16 protein-coding genes are annotated in these 21,504 nt (G+C 46.3%); 9 read left to right on the top strand and 7 right to left on the bottom strand.

What is annotated here, in order from left to right; genetic code table 11:
* Positions 1-32: 32 nt before the first annotated feature.
* Entirely contained in the window at positions 33-956 is a 924-nt protein-coding gene (locus LWP20_RS11865) for a zinc-dependent peptidase (RefSeq protein ID WP_242928360.1), read from the top strand.
* A gap of 115 nt (positions 957-1,071) precedes the next feature.
* On the opposite strand, the gene LWP20_RS11860 is transcribed toward LWP20_RS11865, so the two are convergent.
* Positions 1,072-2,238: a sigma-54-dependent transcriptional regulator gene (locus LWP20_RS11860; RefSeq protein ID WP_242928359.1), complete on the bottom strand. Its 1,167-nt coding sequence runs from the start codon at positions 2,236-2,238 to the stop codon at positions 1,072-1,074.
* Between the two features lie 180 nt (positions 2,239-2,418).
* Positions 2,419-3,312 carry a transglutaminase-like domain-containing protein gene (locus LWP20_RS11855; RefSeq protein ID WP_242928358.1) on the bottom strand — a complete coding sequence of 298 codons (894 nt, stop codon included), beginning with the start codon at positions 3,310-3,312 and terminating at the stop codon, positions 2,419-2,421.
* 353 nt (positions 3,313-3,665) lie between these two features.
* Here LWP20_RS11855 and LWP20_RS11850 point away from each other — a divergent pair, with 353 nt between their 5' ends.
* Complete coding sequence (locus tag LWP20_RS11850) at positions 3,666-5,054, top strand: alpha/beta hydrolase family protein (protein ID WP_242928357.1); 1,389 nt, start codon at positions 3,666-3,668, stop codon at positions 5,052-5,054.
* A 79-nt stretch (positions 5,055-5,133) separates the two neighbouring features.
* Here the strand turns inward: LWP20_RS11850 and LWP20_RS11845 are convergent, their stop codons facing one another.
* From LWP20_RS11845 to LWP20_RS11825, 5 genes are all read right to left on the bottom strand, one after another.
* On the bottom strand, positions 5,134-6,237 hold the full coding sequence (locus LWP20_RS11845; protein WP_242928356.1) for a hypothetical protein: 1,104 nt from the start codon (positions 6,235-6,237) through the stop codon (positions 5,134-5,136).
* A gap of 89 nt (positions 6,238-6,326) precedes the next feature.
* Positions 6,327-7,118 (bottom strand): FRG domain-containing protein, encoded by a 792-nt coding sequence (locus LWP20_RS11840; protein ID WP_242928355.1) that lies wholly within the window; start codon positions 7,116-7,118, stop codon positions 6,327-6,329.
* 150 nt (positions 7,119-7,268) lie between these two features.
* Positions 7,269-8,330, bottom strand: a complete 1,062-nt coding sequence (locus LWP20_RS11835) for a PA0069 family radical SAM protein (protein ID WP_242928354.1) — start codon at positions 8,328-8,330, stop codon at positions 7,269-7,271.
* 579 nt (positions 8,331-8,909) lie between these two features.
* Positions 8,910-10,181 carry a Y-family DNA polymerase gene (locus LWP20_RS11830; RefSeq protein ID WP_242928353.1) on the bottom strand — a complete coding sequence of 424 codons (1,272 nt, stop codon included), beginning with the start codon at positions 10,179-10,181 and terminating at the stop codon, positions 8,910-8,912.
* Complete coding sequence (locus LWP20_RS11825) at positions 10,178-10,651, bottom strand: LexA family protein (protein WP_242928352.1); 474 nt, start codon at positions 10,649-10,651, stop codon at positions 10,178-10,180. The genes LWP20_RS11830 and LWP20_RS11825 overlap by 4 nt, the downstream gene beginning before the upstream one ends.
* Positions 10,652-11,024: 373 nt before the next feature.
* On the opposite strand from LWP20_RS11825, the gene LWP20_RS11820 reads away from it, so the two are divergent.
* The 7 genes from LWP20_RS11820 to LWP20_RS11790 all read left to right on the top strand — a co-directional run bounded on the left by LWP20_RS11820 (position 11,025) and on the right by LWP20_RS11790 (position 21,463).
* The gene (locus tag LWP20_RS11820) at positions 11,025-12,266 is read left to right on the top strand and encodes a pyridoxal phosphate-dependent aminotransferase (protein WP_242928351.1); all 1,242 of its coding nucleotides are present in this window, start codon (positions 11,025-11,027) and stop codon (positions 12,264-12,266) included.
* Between the two features lie 311 nt (positions 12,267-12,577).
* Positions 12,578-13,660 carry an efflux RND transporter periplasmic adaptor subunit gene (locus LWP20_RS11815; protein WP_242928350.1) on the top strand — a complete coding sequence of 361 codons (1,083 nt, stop codon included), beginning with the start codon at positions 12,578-12,580 and terminating at the stop codon, positions 13,658-13,660.
* On the top strand, positions 13,657-14,916 hold the full coding sequence (locus tag LWP20_RS11810) for an ABC transporter permease (protein ID WP_242928349.1): 1,260 nt from the start codon (positions 13,657-13,659) through the stop codon (positions 14,914-14,916). Before LWP20_RS11815 ends, LWP20_RS11810 begins: the two co-directional genes overlap by 4 nt.
* A gap of 1 nt (position 14,917) precedes the next feature.
* The gene (locus tag LWP20_RS11805) at positions 14,918-15,598 is read left to right on the top strand and encodes an ABC transporter ATP-binding protein (RefSeq protein WP_242928348.1); all 681 of its coding nucleotides are present in this window, start codon (positions 14,918-14,920) and stop codon (positions 15,596-15,598) included.
* A 264-nt stretch (positions 15,599-15,862) separates the two neighbouring features.
* Positions 15,863-17,062 (top strand): anhydro-N-acetylmuramic acid kinase, encoded by a 1,200-nt coding sequence (locus LWP20_RS11800; RefSeq protein ID WP_242928347.1) that lies wholly within the window; start codon positions 15,863-15,865, stop codon positions 17,060-17,062.
* A 45-nt stretch (positions 17,063-17,107) separates the two neighbouring features.
* Positions 17,108-20,119 carry a SusC/RagA family TonB-linked outer membrane protein gene (locus LWP20_RS11795; RefSeq protein WP_242928346.1) on the top strand — a complete coding sequence of 1,004 codons (3,012 nt, stop codon included), beginning with the start codon at positions 17,108-17,110 and terminating at the stop codon, positions 20,117-20,119.
* Positions 20,120-20,146: 27 nt separating this feature from the next.
* Complete coding sequence (locus tag LWP20_RS11790; protein ID WP_242928345.1) at positions 20,147-21,463, top strand: RagB/SusD family nutrient uptake outer membrane protein; 1,317 nt, start codon at positions 20,147-20,149, stop codon at positions 21,461-21,463.
* Positions 21,464-21,504: the final 41 nt, after the last annotated feature.

The raw sequence follows: 21,504 nt of genomic DNA, 5'->3' as shown, positions 1-21,504 counted from the left end.
TCTTTCCGTGGCTTGTTGCGTTATAGCTGCCCATGGGTTATTTATTTTTTATTGCACTGGTGGCAGGTATGCTCCTGCTTTTTTATAGATGGGCTACACGCAAACAGCGCAGGCGTAAGCAGGTGCTGGCGCAGGATTTTCCGGTGGAGTGGCGCAAAATTCTGAAGGACCGTATTGGCTTTTACCATACTTTAAAAGAGGAAGACCAGCGCCGGTTTGAGAAAATGCTGCAGCTCTTCTTATCTGAAAAAAGAATAACAGGTATACAAACAGAGATAGACGATCTTACCAAAGTTTTGGTGGGCTGCAGTGCCATTATCCCGATTTTCGGCTTCCGCGATTGGGAGTATCAGAACCTGGGAGAGGTAATTGTTTTTCCGGGAAGTATAAAGCGATACCAGGATAAAGACAATGAAGCCGTAACGGAGGTGCTGGGGCGCGTAAATCCGTTTCAGAACGACCATTATGTTACGCTTTCAAAGCCAGCTTTGGAGCAGGGCTTTAACGACATGGCAGACCGCAAAAATGTAGGCATCCATGAATTTGCCCATATCCTGGACCAGGCCGATGGTGAAATTGATGGAATACCGGAAGCCTACATGCCCGATGAGCTGGTAAAGCCCTGGAAGGAATTAATGTACCGCAAAATCAAAGCTATTAAGCAAGGTGAATCTGATATTAACCCTTACGGTGCTACCAGCGAAGCCGAATTTTTTGCAGTTGTTACCGAGTATTTTTTTGAGAAGCCGGGGCAACTGGCCGAAAACCATCCCAGGTTATATGAAATGCTGACAAAGGTTTTCTCTCAAAATCCAAAACGCCGTTTTCGGTTAAACTTCAGAAGCCTTTTAAATCCCTATGGCAAACGCCTTGGCCGAAACGAACCTTGCCCGTGCGGCAGTGGCGATAAGTATAAAAACTGTTGCTGGCTTAAAAAAGGCGCAGCGGCGTCCTGAAGTATAAAACCAGCGCCTTGTTCCTAAGCTGCACGGGTTTAATTATACTATAAAACAAAAGCCCCTGCCGGGTTACAGCAGGGGCTTTTGTTTTATAGTTGTTTTTACAAAAGGTTTACGAAACAATTGGCCGTGCGTAAGCTTTTGCATCATCCAGCGTAATTTCATTCCCGCTCATAATTACCAGGCGCTCCACTACGTTTCGCAACTCGCGCACATTGCCTCGCCAGTCCAGTCCCTGCAGGTATTGCAACGCATCAGGGCTTATGGTTTTGGCTTTGTTACCATAGTCGTTTGCAATGTCGTTCAGGAATTTAGTAACCAGATCCGGAATGTCTTCGCGGCGCTCGTTAAGCGGTGGCACATGTATAAGTATAACGCCCAGGCGGTGGTACAAGTCTTCGCGGAAATTCTTGGCTTCTATTTCCTCCAACAGGTTCTTGTTAGTAGCTGCCAGCACTCGAACATCAACCTGTATGTCTTTATCGCCTCCAACGCGGGTAATGCGGTGCTCCTGCAAGGCTCGCAATACTTTTGCCTGCGCCGAAAGGCTCATGTCGCCTACCTCATCCAGAAACAATGTACCGCCATTAGCCTGCTCAAATTTACCGATGCGCTGCTTTACTGCCGATGTGAACGAGCCTTTTTCGTGTCCGAACAGTTCACTCTCGATCAGCTCGCTTGGTATGGCAGCGCAGTTTACCTCTATCAGAGGGCCATTGGCGCGGTTGCTGTGTTCGTGTATGGCGCGTGCCACTAACTCCTTACCTGAGCCATTGGGGCCCGTAATAAGAACGCGGGCATCAGTAGGGGCCACTTTTTCGATGGCTTGTTTTACACGGCCAAGGGCTGGCGAAGTACCCACCATCTCATACGTCTTCGAGATCTTCTTTTTAAGGATCTTAGTTTCGGTTACGAGGTTGGCTTTATCCAGGGCATTGCGCACGGTTACCAGCAGGCGGTTCAGATCGGGTGGCTTCTGCAGGAAATCGTAGGCTCCTTTTTTAGTAGCCTCCACTGCCGTATCTATGGTGCCGTGTGCCGATATCATAATAAAAGGTGTATCCGGAGAAATCTCCATGGCTTTTTCCAATACCTCAATACCATCCATGCCGGGCATTTTAATATCGCAGAGCACAACATCATACTTCGATTTGCTCAGGTTCTGGAGGCCTTTGGCGCCATCTTCTGCCTCATCTACAGAATAATTCTCGAACTCCAGTATCTCCTTTAAGGTGCTGCGGATAGCCCGCTCGTCATCTATGATCAGGATTTTGGGCATATGTATGCTTTATGATTTTTTGTTAAGTATAAACATTTAGCAGGCGCTTGTCAAGAGCGGTTGCTGCACTTGTACGTCTGAAACAAAGATAAAGCTATACTTCTATAAGCCTTGCCGATTCAGAAATAAAAAAAGCACTACCCTAAGGCAGTGCTTTTACTTATACTTTATACTCGTAGATTACTCAAATGTAACCACACTGTATAGTTCCGGCTCCAGAAAAGGCCCGCCCGGGTAGCTGGCTGTGTAATCAAAATTCATCCAAAGCTCGCCGTTTGTTTCGTGGTAGTGTATTTTGCCTCCGTTTACTTCGTCCGGGAAAAGTGTACGAACAGCTTCGCTAACTTTATCCAGGTCATCCATGGTTCCTACTTTTACCTCGGTATACATGTGGCTTTCTGAAATTATGATGCGGGCTTCGCCGCCAACAGCCATAACCGAAGAGGCCATTAGTATAGAATAATCATCGCAGTCGCCGGCAAGCAGGCCTATGCTTTCGATTGGGGCAGAGTAGTAATCGGTGTTGCGCGGATCATTCACATATTTCCAGTTTACGCGGATGTGTTTGAAGAGCGAAAAATAGCGGGCCAGTTTGTTATACTTGCTGTAATACTCGCCATTATAGTAGCGTGTGGAGTTTTCTACGGCAAAAGCACGTACCTGCGGGTGTGTAGGCTGCATGGCATTTTTAACGCGCCGCTCCTGGAAATAAGTACCTTTCACTGGTTTAAAGTATGATACATTATTAGGGTTGTTGGTCATACTTACCAGTACGGCATTATAGTCGTCGTACAGGCTTTCCATACTATAGTTAGAGCTGTTAAAAGCCGTCATGCCTAGCAGTGTAAAAAACATAAGCACAATAAGCCTGCGGCTATACTTTGTAACTATAATAGAAATGGTGGCCGCAATCATAACGCACAGCAGGTACGTCATTTCATACTTTATAAAGCTGACAGCGGGCATGTAAAAGTTTATCAGTACAGCCATCGGGAAAACGATGATGATCTGGATAAACCTGACTGCAAAATTTTTAAGATGCGAGGTTTGTAGGAACTGCGTCATATTCTCCATGTTTTGGGTGTTGGCGCTACAAGCCTTTCGGCTTTAAAAGAATAGCTTTTGCTACTATACTTCTGGTAACACAAACACCGGGCCTTTTTGCTCCTTCCTGCTCAAATTTTTTTAGGATTTTTCAGGGTATGATCGTGCTTATAAGTTCGGGATAATTTTTATATTTCGAAAGGCTTTTTTTAGTAAAGCGATATTAAAGTATAAATTCTGCGGTTTTTAACCTTAACGCTGCTACACCCTGTGTTTGCAAAACAAACTATGAGACAGGTTAGGGAGCTGGGCTATAGCTAAAAGCCTATGGTTATCTCCTGAGATTTATACTTTGAGCTGATTTCTGCCAAACTTATAAAACTATGAAATGTAAAGCATTGGTAGCCTTTGTGTTACTGCTATGCCTGCCTTTGGCTAACTACATGCAGGCACAAAATCTTAAACGGCGCGCTTTCCTGGGTGTGCAGACAATTACTATTACTGATTCGCTGGCCAAAGTCCGAAAGCTGCCTGCCGCTTCCGGCGCTTTGGTAGTAAGGGTAATTCCGGGCAGTACCGCTGCTGCGATCAAACTGCAGCCAAATGATATTATACTTACACTGAACAACAAGTCTGTAGGCAGTGCGCAGGAGTTGGTGGCCATGGCGCGCCAACTGCAGGTAGGCGAGAAGCTGGCTCTTTCTGTTTTCAAGGCTGGCAAAGCAGTAAGTATAAAAGGTAAAGTACAGCCAATGCCACAGGAAACCGCTGTAAACGGCGATGTGATCTACGATGAAGTAGCATTGCCAAGTGGCGGTTATGTACGTTCTATTATCAAAAAGCCAAAAGGCAAAGGCAAATTCCCTGCTGTTTTCTTTATCCAAGGCTTTAATTGCGGCTCTATCGATAACCTGCCGGAAGATGATACACAACGCAGATTAATGGACGGGCTGCTGGCGAAAGGTTACCTGGTATACCGCATCGATAAACCCGGCACCGGCGACACCAAAGGCACAAAACCCTGCTCCGAAATAACTTACCAGGAAGAAGTTGATGCCTTTAAAGCCGCCCTCAAAAAGCTTAAGACCTACGATGCTGTAGATACCGATAATATTTTCCTGTTCGGGCACTCGCTTGGTGGGAACACCGCCCCGTTAATTGCTGCAGAAGAAAAGGTAAAAGGTATAATTACTTACGGCGCTGCGGCCATGCCCTGGTTCGAGTACCTGATAGACCTTTACCGCGAGCAGCGCCCTTTGTATAGTGTGGATTATGTGCAGGTAGAAGACGATATGAAAACGTTTATTCCGCTGTTGTACGAGCTGATGGTGCAGAAGAAAACGCCTGAGGAGCTTGCCCAGAATCCAAAGTATAAAACCCTGCTGCAAGAAAACCTGGACTATGATGGCAAAGGACACCTGTTTGCCCGAAACTATAAAGTATTGCAACAGCTACAGGATATTCCGTTTAATAAAGCCCTGAAGGAAGCAAATGCTTATACGTTAGCTATTTACGGCGAGGCCGATGTGCAGTCTTTGGATGCGGAAGGGGCTCGCATGATTGCTGATGTCGTAAACAGTTTTCATCCGGGTAAAGGGGAGTCTTACGTGCTGCCGCGCACCGATCATGGTTTTGTAGAAGTAGGTATCAAAGCTGATTATATTCGTTTGCAAGCCGAAGGCCAATACGATGCGTTTGCCTCCAGCCATTTTAACTATAAGCTAATAGACTTACTGGACACCTGGATAAAGGATAAGCTAAAGAAAGCCTGAACCGGTATTGACCAGTTATAAACAGGAAGGCCGCAATAAGTATTAGTTACTTATGTGGCCTTCCTGTTTATACTTTAACTTACTGATACTGTATATAAAGTGGGCTTGGCTGCAGGGCTATTACTTCTTCCGGCGTCATGAGGCGTGGGCTTTTGCGCAGGTCGTTTTTGTAGAATAGCTTGAACCCTGTAAACTGCACCGGTTCTTTCTGGATGTATCGGCGGTAGGTGTCTTTTTTAAGCGCATGATGCCCCCAGCCATCCATGTGCATAACTACCTGTACTTCCGGGCGGAGAGTGATATTTGGGGTATTAGTGATCATGCGCTGCGTAAAGCGGTGTACAATCAGCAATTTAGGTGGTACATTGTTTGCCTTCACCAAACCGGCCAGAAACTCAGTTGCGTAGTTGATATCTTCGGCATCAAAGGTGCCAATGCTGCGCCCCGGTACACCGCCGTTCTTCATCGAGAACTCGGCATCTATACCTAAATGCACGTTTGGTAATTGTAGGTAAGGAGCAAGGCGTGGCAACTCTTCTTGTAGTGTGCTGCGGCCCACCTGCACATCCAGAAACACCAGGGCATCCCGCTTTTTCGCCAGCTCAATTACATCTTCAATCATTTTGTTTGCCATGCGCAGCCGGTACTTATCGCCGCGGCCGGGCTTGCCTTGTGCCGTAACCACAATGGCGTGCAGGGCAGGTTGCACCGGCGTAAGCGAGTCGGCTTTGCTCCAATGGGCTACTTCTTCGTCCAGCTTTTGCAGCATTTGCTCTGGTGGCAGCTCACCTAATATACCCATTCGTTTAGATAGCGGGTTTCCGTAAAAAGCGAGTATACGCTTGTGCGGCAATATAGCGCCCGGCAATGGCTTAGGGCCCGGGTACTTCCAGGATGCTGTATCTGCAGTGGACTTTGTTGCGCTCTCTACACTATCTGTTTTGGTACTGCCAGTAGCAGGTATTGTAACTGTGGCTTTTTCAAGTGGCCGAGCTGTGAGTTGTTGCACTTCATGCTCCTGGGTACAGGCGTTGGCGGTTAGTAAAAGCCCTGCCAGTGCCAGTGTTTTTGTAGTTGCAGTTATTCCGGGGTAATTGTATTTTGTTAAACCGGTTAATAATTTTTTTGTAACAGACTGGTGTGCAGTCTGTTCCTTTTTACGCGTAAGCCTAAGCAAATTCATGAAGGTAAGTATAAGGGTGTTGCAGTGCTCAAAATAGGAAATTTTCCTGAATATCGGCTTATACTTTCCTGCTTACATGGTAAAATAATTTACGGATGTGTATAGTGCCGTTTCAGCCATTGGCTTAGCCCTGAAAGGCCCGGAAAAAGCACACGTTCGGTTATATTGGCCTGGTCCAGTTTGTCGCGTATTTCCCATTTTAATTCGGCCGGAATAATTACCCTGAAGTATAAATCAGGATGCTCCTTCAGCCATTTTCCCATTTCAGCTTCCACACCCGACATTAATGAAAACAGGGCATACTGATGGATGATGCGGGCATCTAGCGACGGTGGCTCTAAAAATACAACAAACGGATCGTGCTTGTACTCGTCGAGCTCTTTCAGGGAAGAGCAAACCGATTGCAGCACCTCAGCTGTAAATACATTAGAGCCTTCTTCCTGTATGGCTTTCTTCAGCGGCTCCGGTAAGAACTCATTCGATTTAACATAATTAATGCACCAGATAACGCCGTCCTGGTCATACTTCGATAAATCCTGGGTAGCGAAATGCAGGGCTACGTAAGGGGAGTAGGTCCAGTCGAGGAGGCGGGTGGGCAGGCCATGGTGTTGCGCCACTGCCAGCCAGTTCCAGACAGAGTCGCCGGGCGAAGCATTGCTGTGGGCATACTTCCGGAAGTTGCGCAGAATATGAGGTTCCAGTTTTCCGTAATTACTGCCCAGCCTTGTAATGCTTGTTGTCAGGTCGAAGGCTTTGTTCCAGTTGCCCCTGTACACGTATGCCGATCTGAATCGCCCTATGCTATCATCCCAACTATGGTCAAACAGCACTTTCTGTACATCTACCCAACTTTTTGCTACTATGTCTTTTCCTGCTTCCATGAATCGGCTTATTTGCTTTCTAGGTTATTTTGGTAGTTGGCTACAGCATATTACTGGCATTGCCGGCATAGGTTGCATGTATACTTTATACTTCTGCTTAGTTAGGATTTAGTGCGGTGAAGCCTTTGTTTTATAGTTTAAGCTAATTTATCAGAACAAACCCAGCTGTTTGCCTGCTTTTGTGCAGAAGTGGGTATAGTTGTAAGGTGTCATTTGCCGGCCTTTCATATATTTTTGCTTACTTATTCTGAACAACGTTGCTATTGTTTCTGCAAATTTTCCCTCACCGCGCATGCGGGTGCCAAAACGGCTGTCGTTTAGCTGACCGCCGTGGCAACTGGCAATCTGGCTGAGCACTTTTTCTGCTTTGTCGGGGTAAGCCTGTTGTATCCAATCTTCAAAAATAGGGCCTATACTTCCGTTAAGCCGCACAATAGTATAAGCTGCATTGCTGGCGCCGGCCTCAGCAGCAGCTTTAATAATGGCCGGAATTTCCGAATCGTTTAGGCCGGGTATAACAGGCGCGACCATTACATTTACAGGTATACCAGCAGCACTTAGTTGCCTTACCACCTCCAGCCGTTTAGCTGCCGAGGCAGTACGCGGTTCCAGTTTTTGTCTTAGTTTCTCGTCTAAGGTTGTTATGCTGATGCTTACGTGCACCAAGTCCAGTTTACTCAGTGCTGTGAGCAGGTCAAGGTCGCGAAGTATGAGTGCATTTTTAGTGATGATACTAACCGGGTGGCGGTACTGCAGCAAGACCTCCAATAACTTTCTTGTCAGTTGCTTTTTTGCGTCGATGGGTTGATAACAGTCGGTGTTGCCTGCCAGCATGATGGGCATTACTTTCCAGTTGGGTTTCTCGAGTTGCTGCGCCAGCACTTCTGCGGCATTTTCTTTAATGATGATCTTGCGTTCAAAATCCAGGCCTGCGCCATAACCCCAATACTGGTGTGTGTTGCGGGCATAGCAATAGATACAGCCATGTTCGCAGCCCTGGTAGGGGTTCATGGAATAAGTGAGGCCCAGGTCAGGGCTATCTACCTGGTTTACTATCTTTTTAGGATGTTCTTTAAAGAACTCTGTTTTAGAATTGGAGAGCATCGGCTCATCCAGTCCTTCTATATGGTCGGCTACGTATTCCTGTTTCAAGTATGGGTTAGCAGGGTTATACTGTGCACCTCGTCCTTTTAAATATTCTTCTGCTTTCATGGTTTTATTTATTGTCATTTCGAGCGATAGTCGAGAAATCTTATATGTTCTATAGTTGAAACTTTAGTTTATGGCTAACAGGCTATACTTTCATAGTTGGCTTTCATCCTTAGTCTTACTTGCCTATTTGTTTCATTTTATACATTGGTGCCCTCATGGCCGGGCGGCCTCGTCTTTGGCATCGCGCTGTCTATTGAAGCTGCTCCTCGCTCCGCTGCGGGCTGCTGAGCAAGCTCAGCACCGCAACAATAGAAGGCGCTCCACCTAAGGACTGGGATTGATACTGCTTAGCTTGCGACTATGCAACTGGAGGCAAGTATCCCCTTGAGGGGACTATAGGGGTATTTGTAGTGGAACTACAAAGCAAAAGCCTCAACCAGGTGCATCTACTGACGATTCGATGTTTGAGCGTTCAGCGAGTTTCGAATTGTCTTGATTCTTTTGCTTACTTTTCTCATCAAGGAGAAAAGTGAGGCCCAGCCGGCGAGGCGAAAGCTAACAAAGAGCAGTAAACCTAAATCAATGCTATTGATTAATCAGGTTTAACGAAATGTTATAACTACTTAACTATGTTCTCCTTTACCTCACCCCAACCCTTAATAACTCCTTAAACTTAGTAGTATAACACGGAGACTTCTTCTCGCATTTTAATTGCCAGGGGCGGGTAGTGCCTTGTGAAGCGCAGGTAACTTTGTCGCGGCCCCAGCTGCTGTTAAGTTTATCTAAAGCCTGCATCAGGCGTTGGTGTTTGTCGCGGTCTATGGTATCAAGTAAAGATGCCTGTACCTGGTTTTGTGGCCTCAGTTCCGATACAATCACACCGCTTTTTTTATACCGGTAACCCTCGCGGTAGAGCGCCAGCAAGGCCAGGTTAGCGTAGTGCAGCAGTTCCAACGTACTGTTTGTAGCAGTTGGCAGCGCAATGGTTTTGCTGTTAAAGTATTGCGGCTCGTCGCGGAACTGGTTTGTTTGCAGAAATACTGTAATAGCGCCGGTGCAGCTTTTCTGCCTGCGTAATTTGGCTGCACAGCGGGAAGCATAGTTGGCGGTAGCCTCCTGAAGTTCTGATAGGCCGGTAATAGGACGGCCAAAAGAGCGCGATGTGCAGATATTCTGCTTGTTTGGTGCTTCCAGTTCCAGGTCCTGGCAAGGCTCACCGCGCAACTCGCGCACAGTGCGCAACCCAACCACTGTCATGTGTTTTTTTATGAAAGTATCCGGTGCATTGCGCAGGTCCAGTGCGGTATGGATACCAAAACCAGCCAGTTTTTGCGCATACCGCCTTCCAATACCCCATACATCGCCAACTTCGGTGCGTCGCAAGGCTTCTTCTATATGTCGCTCATCGGTAAGCACCAGCACACCGGCTGCCTTTTTCGATTTCTTGGATAAGCGGTTTGCCAGCTTGGCCAGCGTTTTGGTAGGAGCCACGCCTACCGATACAGGTATGCCTGTCCAGGCTCTTACTGTTTCGCGCATTTCCTGAGCGTATTGGTTAAGGTCGCGTCCGTAGAAATTGCCCAGGTCCAGAAAAGCTTCATCAATAGAGTATACTTCCAGGTTAGGCGTAAACTGTGCCAGCGTCTGCATCACCCTTGCCGACATATCGCCATACAAAGTGTAGTTGCTGCTGAACACATGCACCCCATGCTGCTCAATAACATCTTTGGCTTTAAAAGCTGGTTCGCCCATTGGTATGCCCAAGGCTTTAGCCTCGTTGGAGCGGGCAATTATGCAGCCATCGTTGTTAGAGAGCACTACAATAGGCTGGCCTTCGAGTTTCGGGTTAAATACCCGCTCGCAGGATGCGTAGAAGTTGTTGCAGTCTACTAAAGCGAAAAGGCTGGTCATGGCTGTCCGTTTATTTTGTGCAGCGACCATACTACAACGCCCCACGGTTTAAAATCCATTTCTTCTGTCAGTTCCAGCGGGGCATACTGCTCGTTGGCAGGCATCAGGTATAGTTTGCCTTTCAGGCGCACGAGTTGCTTTACTGTAAATTCACCATCTACCACGCCTATAATAATGTGCCCTTCGGCAGGTTTAACTGAGCGGTCTACTACCAGTATGTCGCCATCGTGCAGGCGGGCATCGCGCATCGATTCTCCCCGCACCCTTACTAAATAAGTAGCAGTAGGATTTCGGATGAGTACGCTCTGCAGGTTAATTTTATCTTCGAGGTAATCATCGGCAGGAGATGGAAAGCCCGCAGCCACATAGGGCATGCTTAAAGGGAGTTCCAGTTGATCAAACTCGTGCAGCGGCAAAACCTCGAAAGGGTGCGGCAGGCTCACCGGATTAAAGTAAAGTATATCTTCCATAGTTTCTTCTGTTTTATAACTCGAGCCCAATATAGCTTTTGCTAATATATGTAGCAATTTATACTAAATAAATTAGTTTTGGTTTTTGAAAAAGTACTCTGCTTAGTGCTCAGGATGAGTGTTTGCAGTGTTTTTCTCAGGTTAAAGGCATTGAGGTGTATTTTTATTAAGTGGCTCAATAAATTATACTTTGCTAAATTTGATAGCTGAAATGGGGTGTGGGAGAAGTGGCAGGGAAGTATGGTAACGTGCGGGCGCCTGGCTGGCAAGTATAAAAATATATGCTTCTGCCATCCAATAAGCAGTATTTATTCTTAACTAGCATTTACATTTGTGAAGGGTACAAAACCCTTGTTTTTAGTAATTTTTTAAAATGATACAGCGCAGCACGCGGCTCGATGCGGTTCATTATGAACTATGCGGGCCAGTATACGAGCAGGCAAAGCAACTGGAACTGCAGGGCCACAGCATCACGAAACTGAACATTGGTAACCCGACTCCTTTTGGTTTTGAGGCTTCCGGAGAAGTAGTGCAAAGTATAATAACCAACCTGCACCCGGCTCAAGGCTACTCCGACCATAAAGGCATCTTAAGCGCCCGCGAGGCGATCAAAAACTATTATACCGGTAAAGGCATACATGGCATCCATACTGATGATGTTTCTATTGGAAACGGCGTAAGCGAGCTTATACTTCATGCGGTGCAGGGTTTGCTGAATGAGGGAGATGAAGTGCTGGTGCCCTCTCCGGATTACCCGCTCTGGACAGCGGCTGTTCGTTTTTCGGGAGGCAAAGCCGTGCATTACCTCTGCGACGAAGCATCGGACTGGAACCCGGACCTGAAAGATATTCAAAGCAAAATCACGAGCCGTACCAAAGCCATTGTTATTATTAACCCTAACAACCCGACAGGCGCGGTGTATACCCCGGAACTACTGCAGCAGGTAGTACAACTGGCGGCCCGGCACAACCTGGTGGTTTTTTCGGATGAGATCTATGATAAAATCCTGTACGACGACACCAAACATTACCCAACGGCTACATTTTCGGACGAAATTTTAACTGTAACTTTTAGCGGCTTGTCCAAGAATTACCTGGCGGCGGGCTTTAGAGCGGGTTGGATGGTGGTGAGCGGCAACAAAGCAAAAGCGGCTTCTTATATAGATGGCCTGAACACGCTGGCCAGCCTGCGGGTGTGTAGTAATGTGCCTGCGCAATATGCTATAAAAGTAGCCTTGGAAGGTTACCAAAGTATAAACGACCTGGTGCTGCCAACAGGCCGCCTGCGCCAGCAACGCGACATTTGTTACGATAAACTTACTGCCATACCCGGTATTACCTGCGTTAAGCCAAAAGGTGCTTTTTACCTCTTTCCCAAAATTGATGTGAAGAAGTATAACATACACAACGACCAGCAATTTGTACTTGATTTTCTGCGCGAGCAGCACGTATTGCTGGTACAGGGCAGTGGCTTTAACTGGCAGCAACCCGACCATTTCAGGATTGTATACTTACCGGAACTTCAGGAGCTAAGCCAAACAATGGACAAGCTAAGCCTGTTTCTGAGTACGTACCAGCAAAATGTGTTAATGCCTACCGAGCTGGCGCAAGTATAGGTAGAAGAAGTTTATACAAACGGAGCAAGGCTGAATTTGAAGAATTTTATTTAATCTCTGTTGACTAATAATGGTGGTCGGAACAATAATAAAATTATTAATAACAATCATTGGGCTGCTAATGACCTTTGCGTTATTAGCATGGGGGGTGATAAAGAAAGATAAAAGCAGACTGAAGAAAGCGGGTTTAGTTTTTTTGAGTACTTGGATTGTCTTAATCGTTATTAGTGTAATTGAGTTTTTCATCCTGATGAATTAAAAGCATAACTGCTGACAAAATCTTCATCATACCGCTACACAAAAACCGACAAATGAGATTATACTTCCGATTTGCCCTCATGCTGCTCATACTTGCTGCCTGCGCCGGCAAGCAGGAAGAAACGCAGCCAACAGTAGCAGATATTACGGAATCGGTGTATGCGTCCGGAGTGGTAAAGAGCAAAGACCAATACGAGGTTTTTCCGAAGGTGAGCGGCATAATACAGCAGATACTGGTTACAGAAGGTGATGTAGTAAAGAAAGGCGACCCGCTAATGAAGTTGGAAAACGACGCCGCCCGCTTAAGCACCGAAAATGCCCGTATTGCCGCCGAGTATGCCCGCGTAAGTGCCAACTCCGAAAAGCTGAACGAAATACGGGAAGCCATTGACCTGGCGAGGAGCAAAAAGCAAAACGATTCGCTGCTGCTGGTAAGGCAGCGCAATTTGTGGGCGAACCGCATAGGCACGCGTGTTGAACTGGAGCAGCGGGAGCTAAACTATAAAAACTCTGTTACAGCTTATAAGTCGGCTATACTTCGCTACAACGACCTTAAGAAGCAACTCAATTTCGCCGCCCGGCAATCGCAGAAAAGCCTGCAGATAAGCGAAACCATGGCCGATGATTACACCGTTAAAAGCGAGACAAACGGCAAAGTATACAGCGTACTGAAAGAGAAAGGCGAGATGGTAAACCCGCAGATGCCGGTGGCTGTAATTGGCGATGCCGATGATTTTATACTTGAACTGCAGGTAGATGAGTATGACATAGCACGTGTAAAGCCGGGGCAAAAAGTGTTGCTGAACCTCGACAGTTACAAAGGCCAGGTATTTGAAGCCAAAGTATACAAAGTTAACCCGGCCATGAACGAAAGAACACGTTCGTTTACCGTGGAAGCCAGCTTTGTTACCACGCCCCCAGCGCTTTACCCGAATCTTACCACAGAAGCAAATATCCTCATACAAACCAAGAAAAATGCGCTCCTCATTCCGCGCGAATACCTGCTGGATGGCTCTTTTGTGATGACAGAAGACAAAGAAAAAGTGCAGGTAAAAACCGGGCTGAAGGATTATCAGAAAGTAGAGATATTGGATGGACTGACGAAGGATGATGTGATCGTAAAACCTGCCCAATGAATAAAAAGCTCATTTTCGGGATAGCCAGATCGATGATGATGGCCCGCCTGGGGCAAACGCTGGTGGCTGCTATTGGGGTTGCGTTCAGTATTGCGATGTTTGTTACATTGCTCAGTTTTATGAACGGCCTGAACGACATGCTCGATGGGCTTATACTTAACCGGACACCCCATGTGCGCCTTTATAATGAGATAAAGCCCAGCGCAAACCAACCGATAAATGCCTCTTCCGAATTTAAAGACTCTTACAACTTTATCAGCTCGGTAAAATCAGGTATAACCAGGCAGGAAATTTATAACAGTGGGCCCATTATGCAAGCTGTTAAATCCGATCCGCGTGTGTTGGGGGCTGGGCCAAAACTAACGGCACAGGTGTTTTTTAACGAAGGCACCATTGATATTACCGGCGTGATAAACGGGGTGGATGTGGAAGAGGAAATGCGGCTTTTCAAATTCCGCGACTATGTAACTTCCGGTTCTGCCATTGATGCAAAAAACGTAGCTAACAGCATTATACTTGGTAAAGGCCTGGCCGAAATTCTGGCAGCCGACATTGGCGATGTGGTGCAGGTAACCACGGTGCAGGGCGAGCGTTTCCCGTTAAAAGTAGTTGGCTATTTTCAATCGGGTATACAGGAAATCGATAAAGTGCAGAGTTATGCCTCTATCGTTACTACGCAAAAACTTCTGGGCAAACCATCTAACTATATCACCGACATCCAGATAAAGCTGCACGACCTTAACATGGCGCCGGCTGTTGCCCGGGAGTACCATCAAAAGTTCGACATCGATGCCGAAGATATCCAGACTGCCAACTCGCAATTCGAAACGGGCAGCAATGTTAGGTCCATTATTTCGTATGCGGTGGGTATAACCTTACTTGTTGTGGCAGGCTTTGGCATTTTCAACATCCTCAACATGATGATCTACGAGAAGATGGATTCCATTGCCATACTTAAAGCCACCGGTTTTTCGGGTAATGATGTGAACATGATCTTCCTGGTGATTGCGCTAAGTATAGGTTTCTTTGGTGGCATGGTCGGGCTGATATTTGGTTTCATCTTTTCACTCATCATCGATAACATTCCGTTTAACACGGCCGCGCTGCCAACTATAAAAACATACCCGGTAAACTATAGCCCTGCATTTTATTTTATAGGTGGCTTCTTCTCATTAATTACTACTTATTTTGCCGGTTTCTTCCCGGCCCGGAAAGCCAGTAAAGTAGATCCTGTGGAAATTATAAGAGGCAAGTAACATGCAGGAAATCATACTCGAGGCCAGGCACATCAATAAAGAGTTTCATGATCCGGTAACGGTGCAGGTGCTCACAGATATTACTTTTTCTGTAAATAAAGGCGAGTTTGTATCCGTGATTGGTAAATCGGGTTGCGGCAAGTCTACGCTGCTTTATATCCTGTCAACAATGGACACAGACTATACCGGGGAATTGCTGATAGATAAAGAGTTAATGACCGGCAGGAATGGTACTGAACTGGCCAGGATCCGGAACGAGAAGATTGGTTTTGTGTTCCAGTTTCATTATTTGCTGAACGAGTTTTCGGTGTTGCAGAATGTAATGCTGCCCGGCCTGAAACTGAACAAGTATAGCAGGCAGGAAGTAGAGCACCGTGCCCTCGAACGGCTTAAAATGTTAGGTATAGAGCACCTGGCAACCAAAGAAGCTTACCGGATATCTGGTGGAGAAAAACAGCGCGTTGCCATTGCCCGCGCCCTCATAAACGACCCGCACATTATTATGGGCGACGAGCCAACCGGTAACCTTGATACCCGGAACAGCGAACACGTTTTCGAGGTATTTAAAGAGCTGGCCGAAGTACATGACCAGACCTTACTTATAGTTACCCACGACCAAAGCTTTGCAGAGCGCAGCGGCCGGATTATAGAGATGGCAGATGGTAAGATTATCCGGCATTAAAACGCCGTTAGAAAGTAGCTGGAAGTTAGTATAAGTATAAAGTGAAAGGCCCTGTTAAGTGCCGGTTTAGCCTGATGAGCGAAATTATACTTTTTAGTTATTCGGTAGCAAGTATAAAAATAAGGCCGAATAATTCGCCCTTATTTGATTGTAAAACGTTAACTTTTATATAGTTTCGGACTTATATTTAAACGGAATTATATTGTTTGAGTAACCAATTCAGCTTAGCTTAAACTATAGGTTCTTCTCTTCATACTATTTAATATGAACAAAGGTCTGAGTAACCTATTTGAGGTAGTAAAAAAAGATAAAAGAGTAATCATAGGCCTAATGTCGGGCACATCGCTGGATGGCCTTGATATTGCGCTTTGCGAGTTTACCGGCCACGGAACGCAAACCCGAATGGCACTCCGTGAGTTTGCCACCATGCCATACGACAACGCTTTTAAGCAGGAAGTAAAGGCTATTTTCTCTAAGCGCCAGGTTGATCTCGAAAAAGTATGCCTGATGAATGCTTACATCGGGACTTTCCATGCCAACCTGATAAACTCCTGCCTGCAAAAGTGGGGTATAACATCCTCCGAAGTAGATATTATTGCCAGCCACGGCCAAACTATATACCACGCCCCGGCTTCCCTGCACATGATAGAGGGTATGCCCAATGCCACGCTGCAAATAGGCGACGGCGATCATATTGCCGTTAAAACAGGCATCATCACATTAAGCGATTTCAGGCAAAAACATATAGCAGCCGGAGGCGAAGGTGCGCCCTTAGCTGTGTACGGCGATTACCTGCTTTTTTCAGAGGAAGGGCAGAACCGGATTATGCTGAATATTGGTGGCATTGCCAATTTTACTTTCCTGCCCGGCGACCTGGACACTACCAGAATATTCTCTACAGATGTGGGGCCGGGCAACACCCTGATGGATGCTTACATTCAGACGCAGTTTCCGGGTAAATACTATGATGCCGACTCTGCCATTGCCATGCAAGGCAAGTATAACCCGGAGCTGGTAGCCGCTTTGCTGGATGATCCTTTCTTTAGTTACGACTTTCCGAAAACAACGGGACCCGAATTATTTAACCTGGCATACCTGGAGCAGGCACAATTAAGATCGGATACAACCCATCTTTCTGCAGAAGATGTGATGGCTTCCCTGAATCGTTTTTCAGCCCTTGGTATTTGCGATGCTATAACCCGGTCGCTGAAAGGCGAGAAATTCGAAATATTTTTAAGTGGCGGCGGCATGCACAATCCGTTGCTGATCCGGAATATCAAAGAGTTGCTACCAGGTGCCGTTATAAGAGATACTGCTGAGCTGGGGGTTTCTCCTGATGCCAAGGAAGCTGTGTTGTTTGCAACATTGGCCAATGAGTGTTTGGTGGGCAACAGAATAGATTTTGGGCCGGGACAAAGCCGTGTACCTTCGGTGCACATGGGTAAGATAAGCTTACCAGCGTAATGCGTTTAACCGATGATTTTATGTACAGTTTAAATAATAATTACTATGAGAGAAATTTACTTACCCGGGTGGCCTAACCTAAAGGCAACCCTGATCTGGGTGCTGATGCTGGCGCTGCTAAGTCAGCCGGTTTTCGCCCAAACTACCCGTTACACCGTGTCGGGTACTGTTACCGATGCCCGTACTAAAAGCCCGTTGCCGGGTGTAGTTGTTAAATTTCAGAACAGCAACACCGCCACAGCTACCGATGCAAGCGGTAAGTATAACTTATCTGCTAATTTAGCGGCAGGCACTTATCAGTTAACTTTCTCCTACATAGGCTTTAAGCCGGCAACTAAATCGGTAGTATTGGGCGCATCTGCTACAGTAACTGTAGATGCCCAGATAAGCGAAGACGTAGTAGGCCTGGATGAAGTAGTAGTAACAGGTACGTCGGTGGCAACCAGCAAAAAGCAACTGGGCAATGCCATCTCTACCGTTTCTGCAGCTGCTCTCCAGAATAGCGTAGCCACCTCCGTAGACCAGGCCTTGTCTGGCAAAGTATCCGGTGCCCAGATATCGCAGAACTCCGGTAACCCTGCCGGTGGTATCAGTGTGCGTTTAAGAGGTACCAGTACGGTGGTAGGCTCAGGAGACCCGTTATACATTGTAGATGGCGTTATCATTAACAACGGCTCGCCGGAACTGATTGACTTGGGCGGTTATGCTCAGAACCGTCTGGTAGATATCAACCCGAATGATATTGATCGTATTGAGATCATAAAAGGTGCTGCTGCGGCTGCTATCTATGGTTCCAGGGCAAGTAACGGTGTAGTGCAGATCTTTACCAAGCGTGGTAAAGAAGGTAAGCCTAAGGTTTCAGCATCTACCCAGTTCAGAATTAGTGAAGTTCGTAAAACACTGGATTATAACGATCATCCTTTCCGTTTTATCAACACAGACCCTCTGGATAAGACGCAGGAGCCGGTGCAGCGTTACGATTACCAGGATAAAATTTTCCGTACGGCTTATGGTACAGAAAACAACGTTTCGGTATCGGGTGGTAGCGCTACTACCCAGTATTTCCTGAGTGGCAACTTTCTGAGCAACCAGGGTATTATAGATGGTTCTGCATTTAACAGGGGAGGAGCCCGCTTGCGAATCGACCAGACATTGAATGATTGGATGTCGGTTTCTTTAGGTGCCAATTATGTGCTGAGTACAAGTAAAGAGATTCCGAATGGTGGATTGAGCGAAGCATACGGTGCGCTAACAGGTTTTATCTTTAGCAATAACTTTATTAATCCGGAGCCGGTTAACGGTGTATACCCTTCTACAGCGCCAACAGCTATACTTAGAAGAACCAACCCGCTGGAGGCAATAAATCGTTTCGACTTCGGCCAAAGAACAAACCGATTTATTGGTGATTTCCAGGTAATGCTGACGCCGATCAATAACCTGAACATCAATTATACTTTGGGTTATGATAACTCCACACAGATTGCGACAGGCTTTATTCCGGTGCGAAACACAACACCTTCTTACGACGCTGGTTATTCGCGCCGTGCCGATAGAACCTCATACCTGTTAAACAATGATCTGAATGTTTCTTATAAGGCTACTTTAGGAGATTGGTTAGTATCTACAACAGGAGCAGGAGCTACAGCACAGATCGAGAAGAATTATACGACAGGTATAACAGCCACCCAACTTGGCCCGATAGCTGAGATTTCAACAAACGGAGCTACAGTTGTTGCGGGAGAATCAAGAGTCGATATCAATATACTTGGTTTCTTTGCACAACAGACTTTTGGTATCGGTGACCGTCTTTTCCTGACAGGTGCAGGCCGTTATGATGTTTCTTCTGTTTTTGGTCCGGATAACAGATGGCAGTTTTACCCGAAAGTTAGCGGTAGCTACCTGATCTCAAATGAGAAATTCTGGCAGAATATTACCAATGTAATTCCTATCCTGAAGTTCAGAGCATCTTATGGCCAGGCAGGTAACTTAACGGCAATTGGAGCTTACGACCGTTACACAAACTATAACCCTGTTTCTTTGCCTGGTTTTCCGGGTGTTATTTCTTCAACGCTGTTAGGTAACTCTGGTATCAAACCGGAAAGACAGACAGAAACTGAAGTTGGTGCCGATATGAGCTTCCTGAACGGAAGACTTGGTATGGAATTCTCATACTATCATAAAGATGTAAAAGACCTGCTGTTATTTATAGGCCTTACACCATCTACAGGTTTCCTGAACCAGTATGCTAACGTTGGTACCATGACGAACAAAGGTATTGAGTTAATGGTGACAGGTACCCCGATAGAAAAAGAGAATTTGAAATGGACTTCAACCCTGATCTATTCCAGAAATAAGAACGAAGTAAATGATATTCCGGGAGGTGTAGTAGCATTCCCTGGTGGTTTTGGTCAGGTTGCTGCAGTAAACGGTTACCCGATTGGTGCATTTTATAGTACATACTTTGCCCGTAACCCGGATGGCTCTCTTTTACTGAATCCTGCTGGTTTACCACAAGCCGAACGAGTAGGTCGTAACCCGGAAACCGGCCAGCCAACAGGAGCCACCAAACCTAAAGTAATCGGAGACCCGAACCCGGATTGGACAGGTTCCTGGACAAACGAACTGTCAGTTGGTAAAGGTCTTTCTTTCCGTACCCAGTTTGACGCGGCTTATGGTTTTGATGTGTTCAACTTTACCCGCCGTGTTGGCGAGCGCGATTTGTATGGTGGCTTAGCCGGATACGAGCCGGAGCTGAGAGGTGAAGTGCCAAAAGGTACATCAGCTGCTCTGTTCGGTATTTTTGAGAATTATATAGAAGATGGCTCTTACATAAAACTGAGAGAGCTTTCGGTAGCTTACGATTTTAAGCCTGCTTTCTTAGGAAACAGTAATGTGCGTTTAACTTTGGCTGGCCGTAATCTTTTCTCCATAGATGATTATAGCGGTTATGACCCGGAAGTAAACGCTGCCGGCCAGACTACTGCTGTTCGCGGTTTTGACTTTGTAGAGGTGCCGATACCAAGAACCTATGCCTTAGGTGTTACTGTATCGTTCTAATCTTCTTTATTTCAAACGGATAATTACATGAAAAATATAACTTCATTTTTAAAAATAGGTGCACTGTCAGGTTGCCTGATGCTTGCGAGCGGATGCGACCTTGATATACCAAACCCCAATGCTGCAAGTGATGTTGAAGTGCTTAACTCACGTGATGGCATTATTGCCCTGAGCGTAGGCGTTAGGCAGTTTTACTCTACTTCCGGGTTAGAGGCAGCTTATCTTTACCCAGGCGTAACAGGCCGTGAGATGAAAGGCGTTGCCACTTTTACTAACGTACTGGAACTGGAAGCAGGCGGCACAGCACTTCCTACTTTTAACGGTAACATACTTGGTTTGTGGTCCAGAATGCAGCGCACCATGAGTATGAGTGAGCAGATTCTGGTAAATGCTCCTAATATTTCTACTTTAACCGGCGGTACCTTAAGCGGTGTTTTAGCACATGCGCATTTGTATAAGGCAATGGCCTTAGGTACATTAGCCCTTGCATTTGAGCAGGCAAACACAGAAACCAGCACAACTGAAAAAGTAACATTTAGGCCAAGAGCTGAAGTACTGGCGACAGCCATTTCTCATCTGGACGAGGCAATTGCTCTTCTTAATGCCACCCCGGTTTCACCGGAGTTTAATTCGCTGGTAACAGGCTCGGCTTTTGACCTTAAGAATACCCTTTACGCGTTCAATGCAAGGTATAACCTTTATGCCGGCAACTATGCGGCTGCACTTGCCAATGCTAACCTGGTAGATCTGTCTAAAAAGTCGGAGTATGTGTACAGTACCTTAAGCCCAAACCCGATCTACAATACTGTTTTTATACTTAAGTATTTCAGACCCCGCGATAACTTTGGATTGCCAGCTGGGCTATTTGAAGAAGGAGATGCACGCGAAGCGTTTTACCTGACAGACCCAAGCGCGGTTGTGAACGGCGATCCGGTAAGAACGCTGAAAGGTTTCTTCGATACACAGACTTCCAATATACCAGTATACTTAACAGATGAGATAAAGCTGATAAAAGCCGAAGCTATACTTCGCAGCAATGGCTCGCTTGATGAGGCGCTGGCTTTTATCAATGAAGTGAGAACACAAACCTCCGGAGACCCTTTTGGTGTAAATGCCGCTTTGCCAGCTTATAATGGGCCGGTTACACAAGAGGCTTTGTTACTGGAAGTATACAAACAACGATCTGCTGAGTTATACTTAACAGGCCAGAAGTGGGAAGATAGCCGTCGTTTTGGCCGCCCTGGTCCTCCTGATAATACCACAGAGCGTAACCGGAATTTTTATCCTTACCCAGACCAGGAAAGGTTAACTAACCCGAATACGCCAGCTGATCCGGCAATCTAAAGTATAAAACGGCATCCTGAAGTATAGGGATGTTAACTTAT

Origin of the sequence: Pontibacter vulgaris (genome assembly GCF_022758145.1) — a bacterium.
Lineage (GTDB): Bacteria > Bacteroidota > Bacteroidia > Cytophagales > Hymenobacteraceae > Pontibacter > Pontibacter vulgaris.
This window is presented reverse-complemented; position numbering and strand designations above follow the sequence as displayed.

What these genes read in the sequence shown, in the direction of transcription:
- LWP20_RS11865 (WP_242928360.1), top strand. Translation starts at nt 33, where the DNA reads ATGGGTTATTTATTTTTTATTGCACTGGTGGCAGGTATGCTCCTGCTT.
- LWP20_RS11860 (WP_242928359.1), bottom strand. Translation starts at nt 2,238, where the DNA reads ATGCCCAAAATCCTGATCATAGATGACGAGCGGGCTATCCGCAGCACC.
- LWP20_RS11855 (WP_242928358.1), bottom strand. Translation starts at nt 3,312, where the DNA reads ATGGAGAATATGACGCAGTTCCTACAAACCTCGCATCTTAAAAATTTT.
- LWP20_RS11850 (WP_242928357.1), top strand. Translation starts at nt 3,666, where the DNA reads ATGAAATGTAAAGCATTGGTAGCCTTTGTGTTACTGCTATGCCTGCCT.
- LWP20_RS11845 (WP_242928356.1), bottom strand. Translation starts at nt 6,237, where the DNA reads ATGAATTTGCTTAGGCTTACGCGTAAAAAGGAACAGACTGCACACCAG.
- LWP20_RS11840 (WP_242928355.1), bottom strand. Translation starts at nt 7,118, where the DNA reads ATGGAAGCAGGAAAAGACATAGTAGCAAAAAGTTGGGTAGATGTACAG.
- LWP20_RS11835 (WP_242928354.1), bottom strand. Translation starts at nt 8,330, where the DNA reads ATGAAAGCAGAAGAATATTTAAAAGGACGAGGTGCACAGTATAACCCT.
- LWP20_RS11830 (WP_242928353.1), bottom strand. Translation starts at nt 10,181, where the DNA reads ATGACCAGCCTTTTCGCTTTAGTAGACTGCAACAACTTCTACGCATCC.
- LWP20_RS11825 (WP_242928352.1), bottom strand. Translation starts at nt 10,651, where the DNA reads ATGGAAGATATACTTTACTTTAATCCGGTGAGCCTGCCGCACCCTTTC.
- LWP20_RS11820 (WP_242928351.1), top strand. Translation starts at nt 11,025, where the DNA reads ATGATACAGCGCAGCACGCGGCTCGATGCGGTTCATTATGAACTATGC.
- LWP20_RS11815 (WP_242928350.1), top strand. Translation starts at nt 12,578, where the DNA reads ATGAGATTATACTTCCGATTTGCCCTCATGCTGCTCATACTTGCTGCC.
- LWP20_RS11810 (WP_242928349.1), top strand. Translation starts at nt 13,657, where the DNA reads ATGAATAAAAAGCTCATTTTCGGGATAGCCAGATCGATGATGATGGCC.
- LWP20_RS11805 (WP_242928348.1), top strand. Translation starts at nt 14,918, where the DNA reads ATGCAGGAAATCATACTCGAGGCCAGGCACATCAATAAAGAGTTTCAT.
- LWP20_RS11800 (WP_242928347.1), top strand. Translation starts at nt 15,863, where the DNA reads ATGAACAAAGGTCTGAGTAACCTATTTGAGGTAGTAAAAAAAGATAAA.
- LWP20_RS11795 (WP_242928346.1), top strand. Translation starts at nt 17,108, where the DNA reads ATGAGAGAAATTTACTTACCCGGGTGGCCTAACCTAAAGGCAACCCTG.
- LWP20_RS11790 (WP_242928345.1), top strand. Translation starts at nt 20,147, where the DNA reads ATGAAAAATATAACTTCATTTTTAAAAATAGGTGCACTGTCAGGTTGC.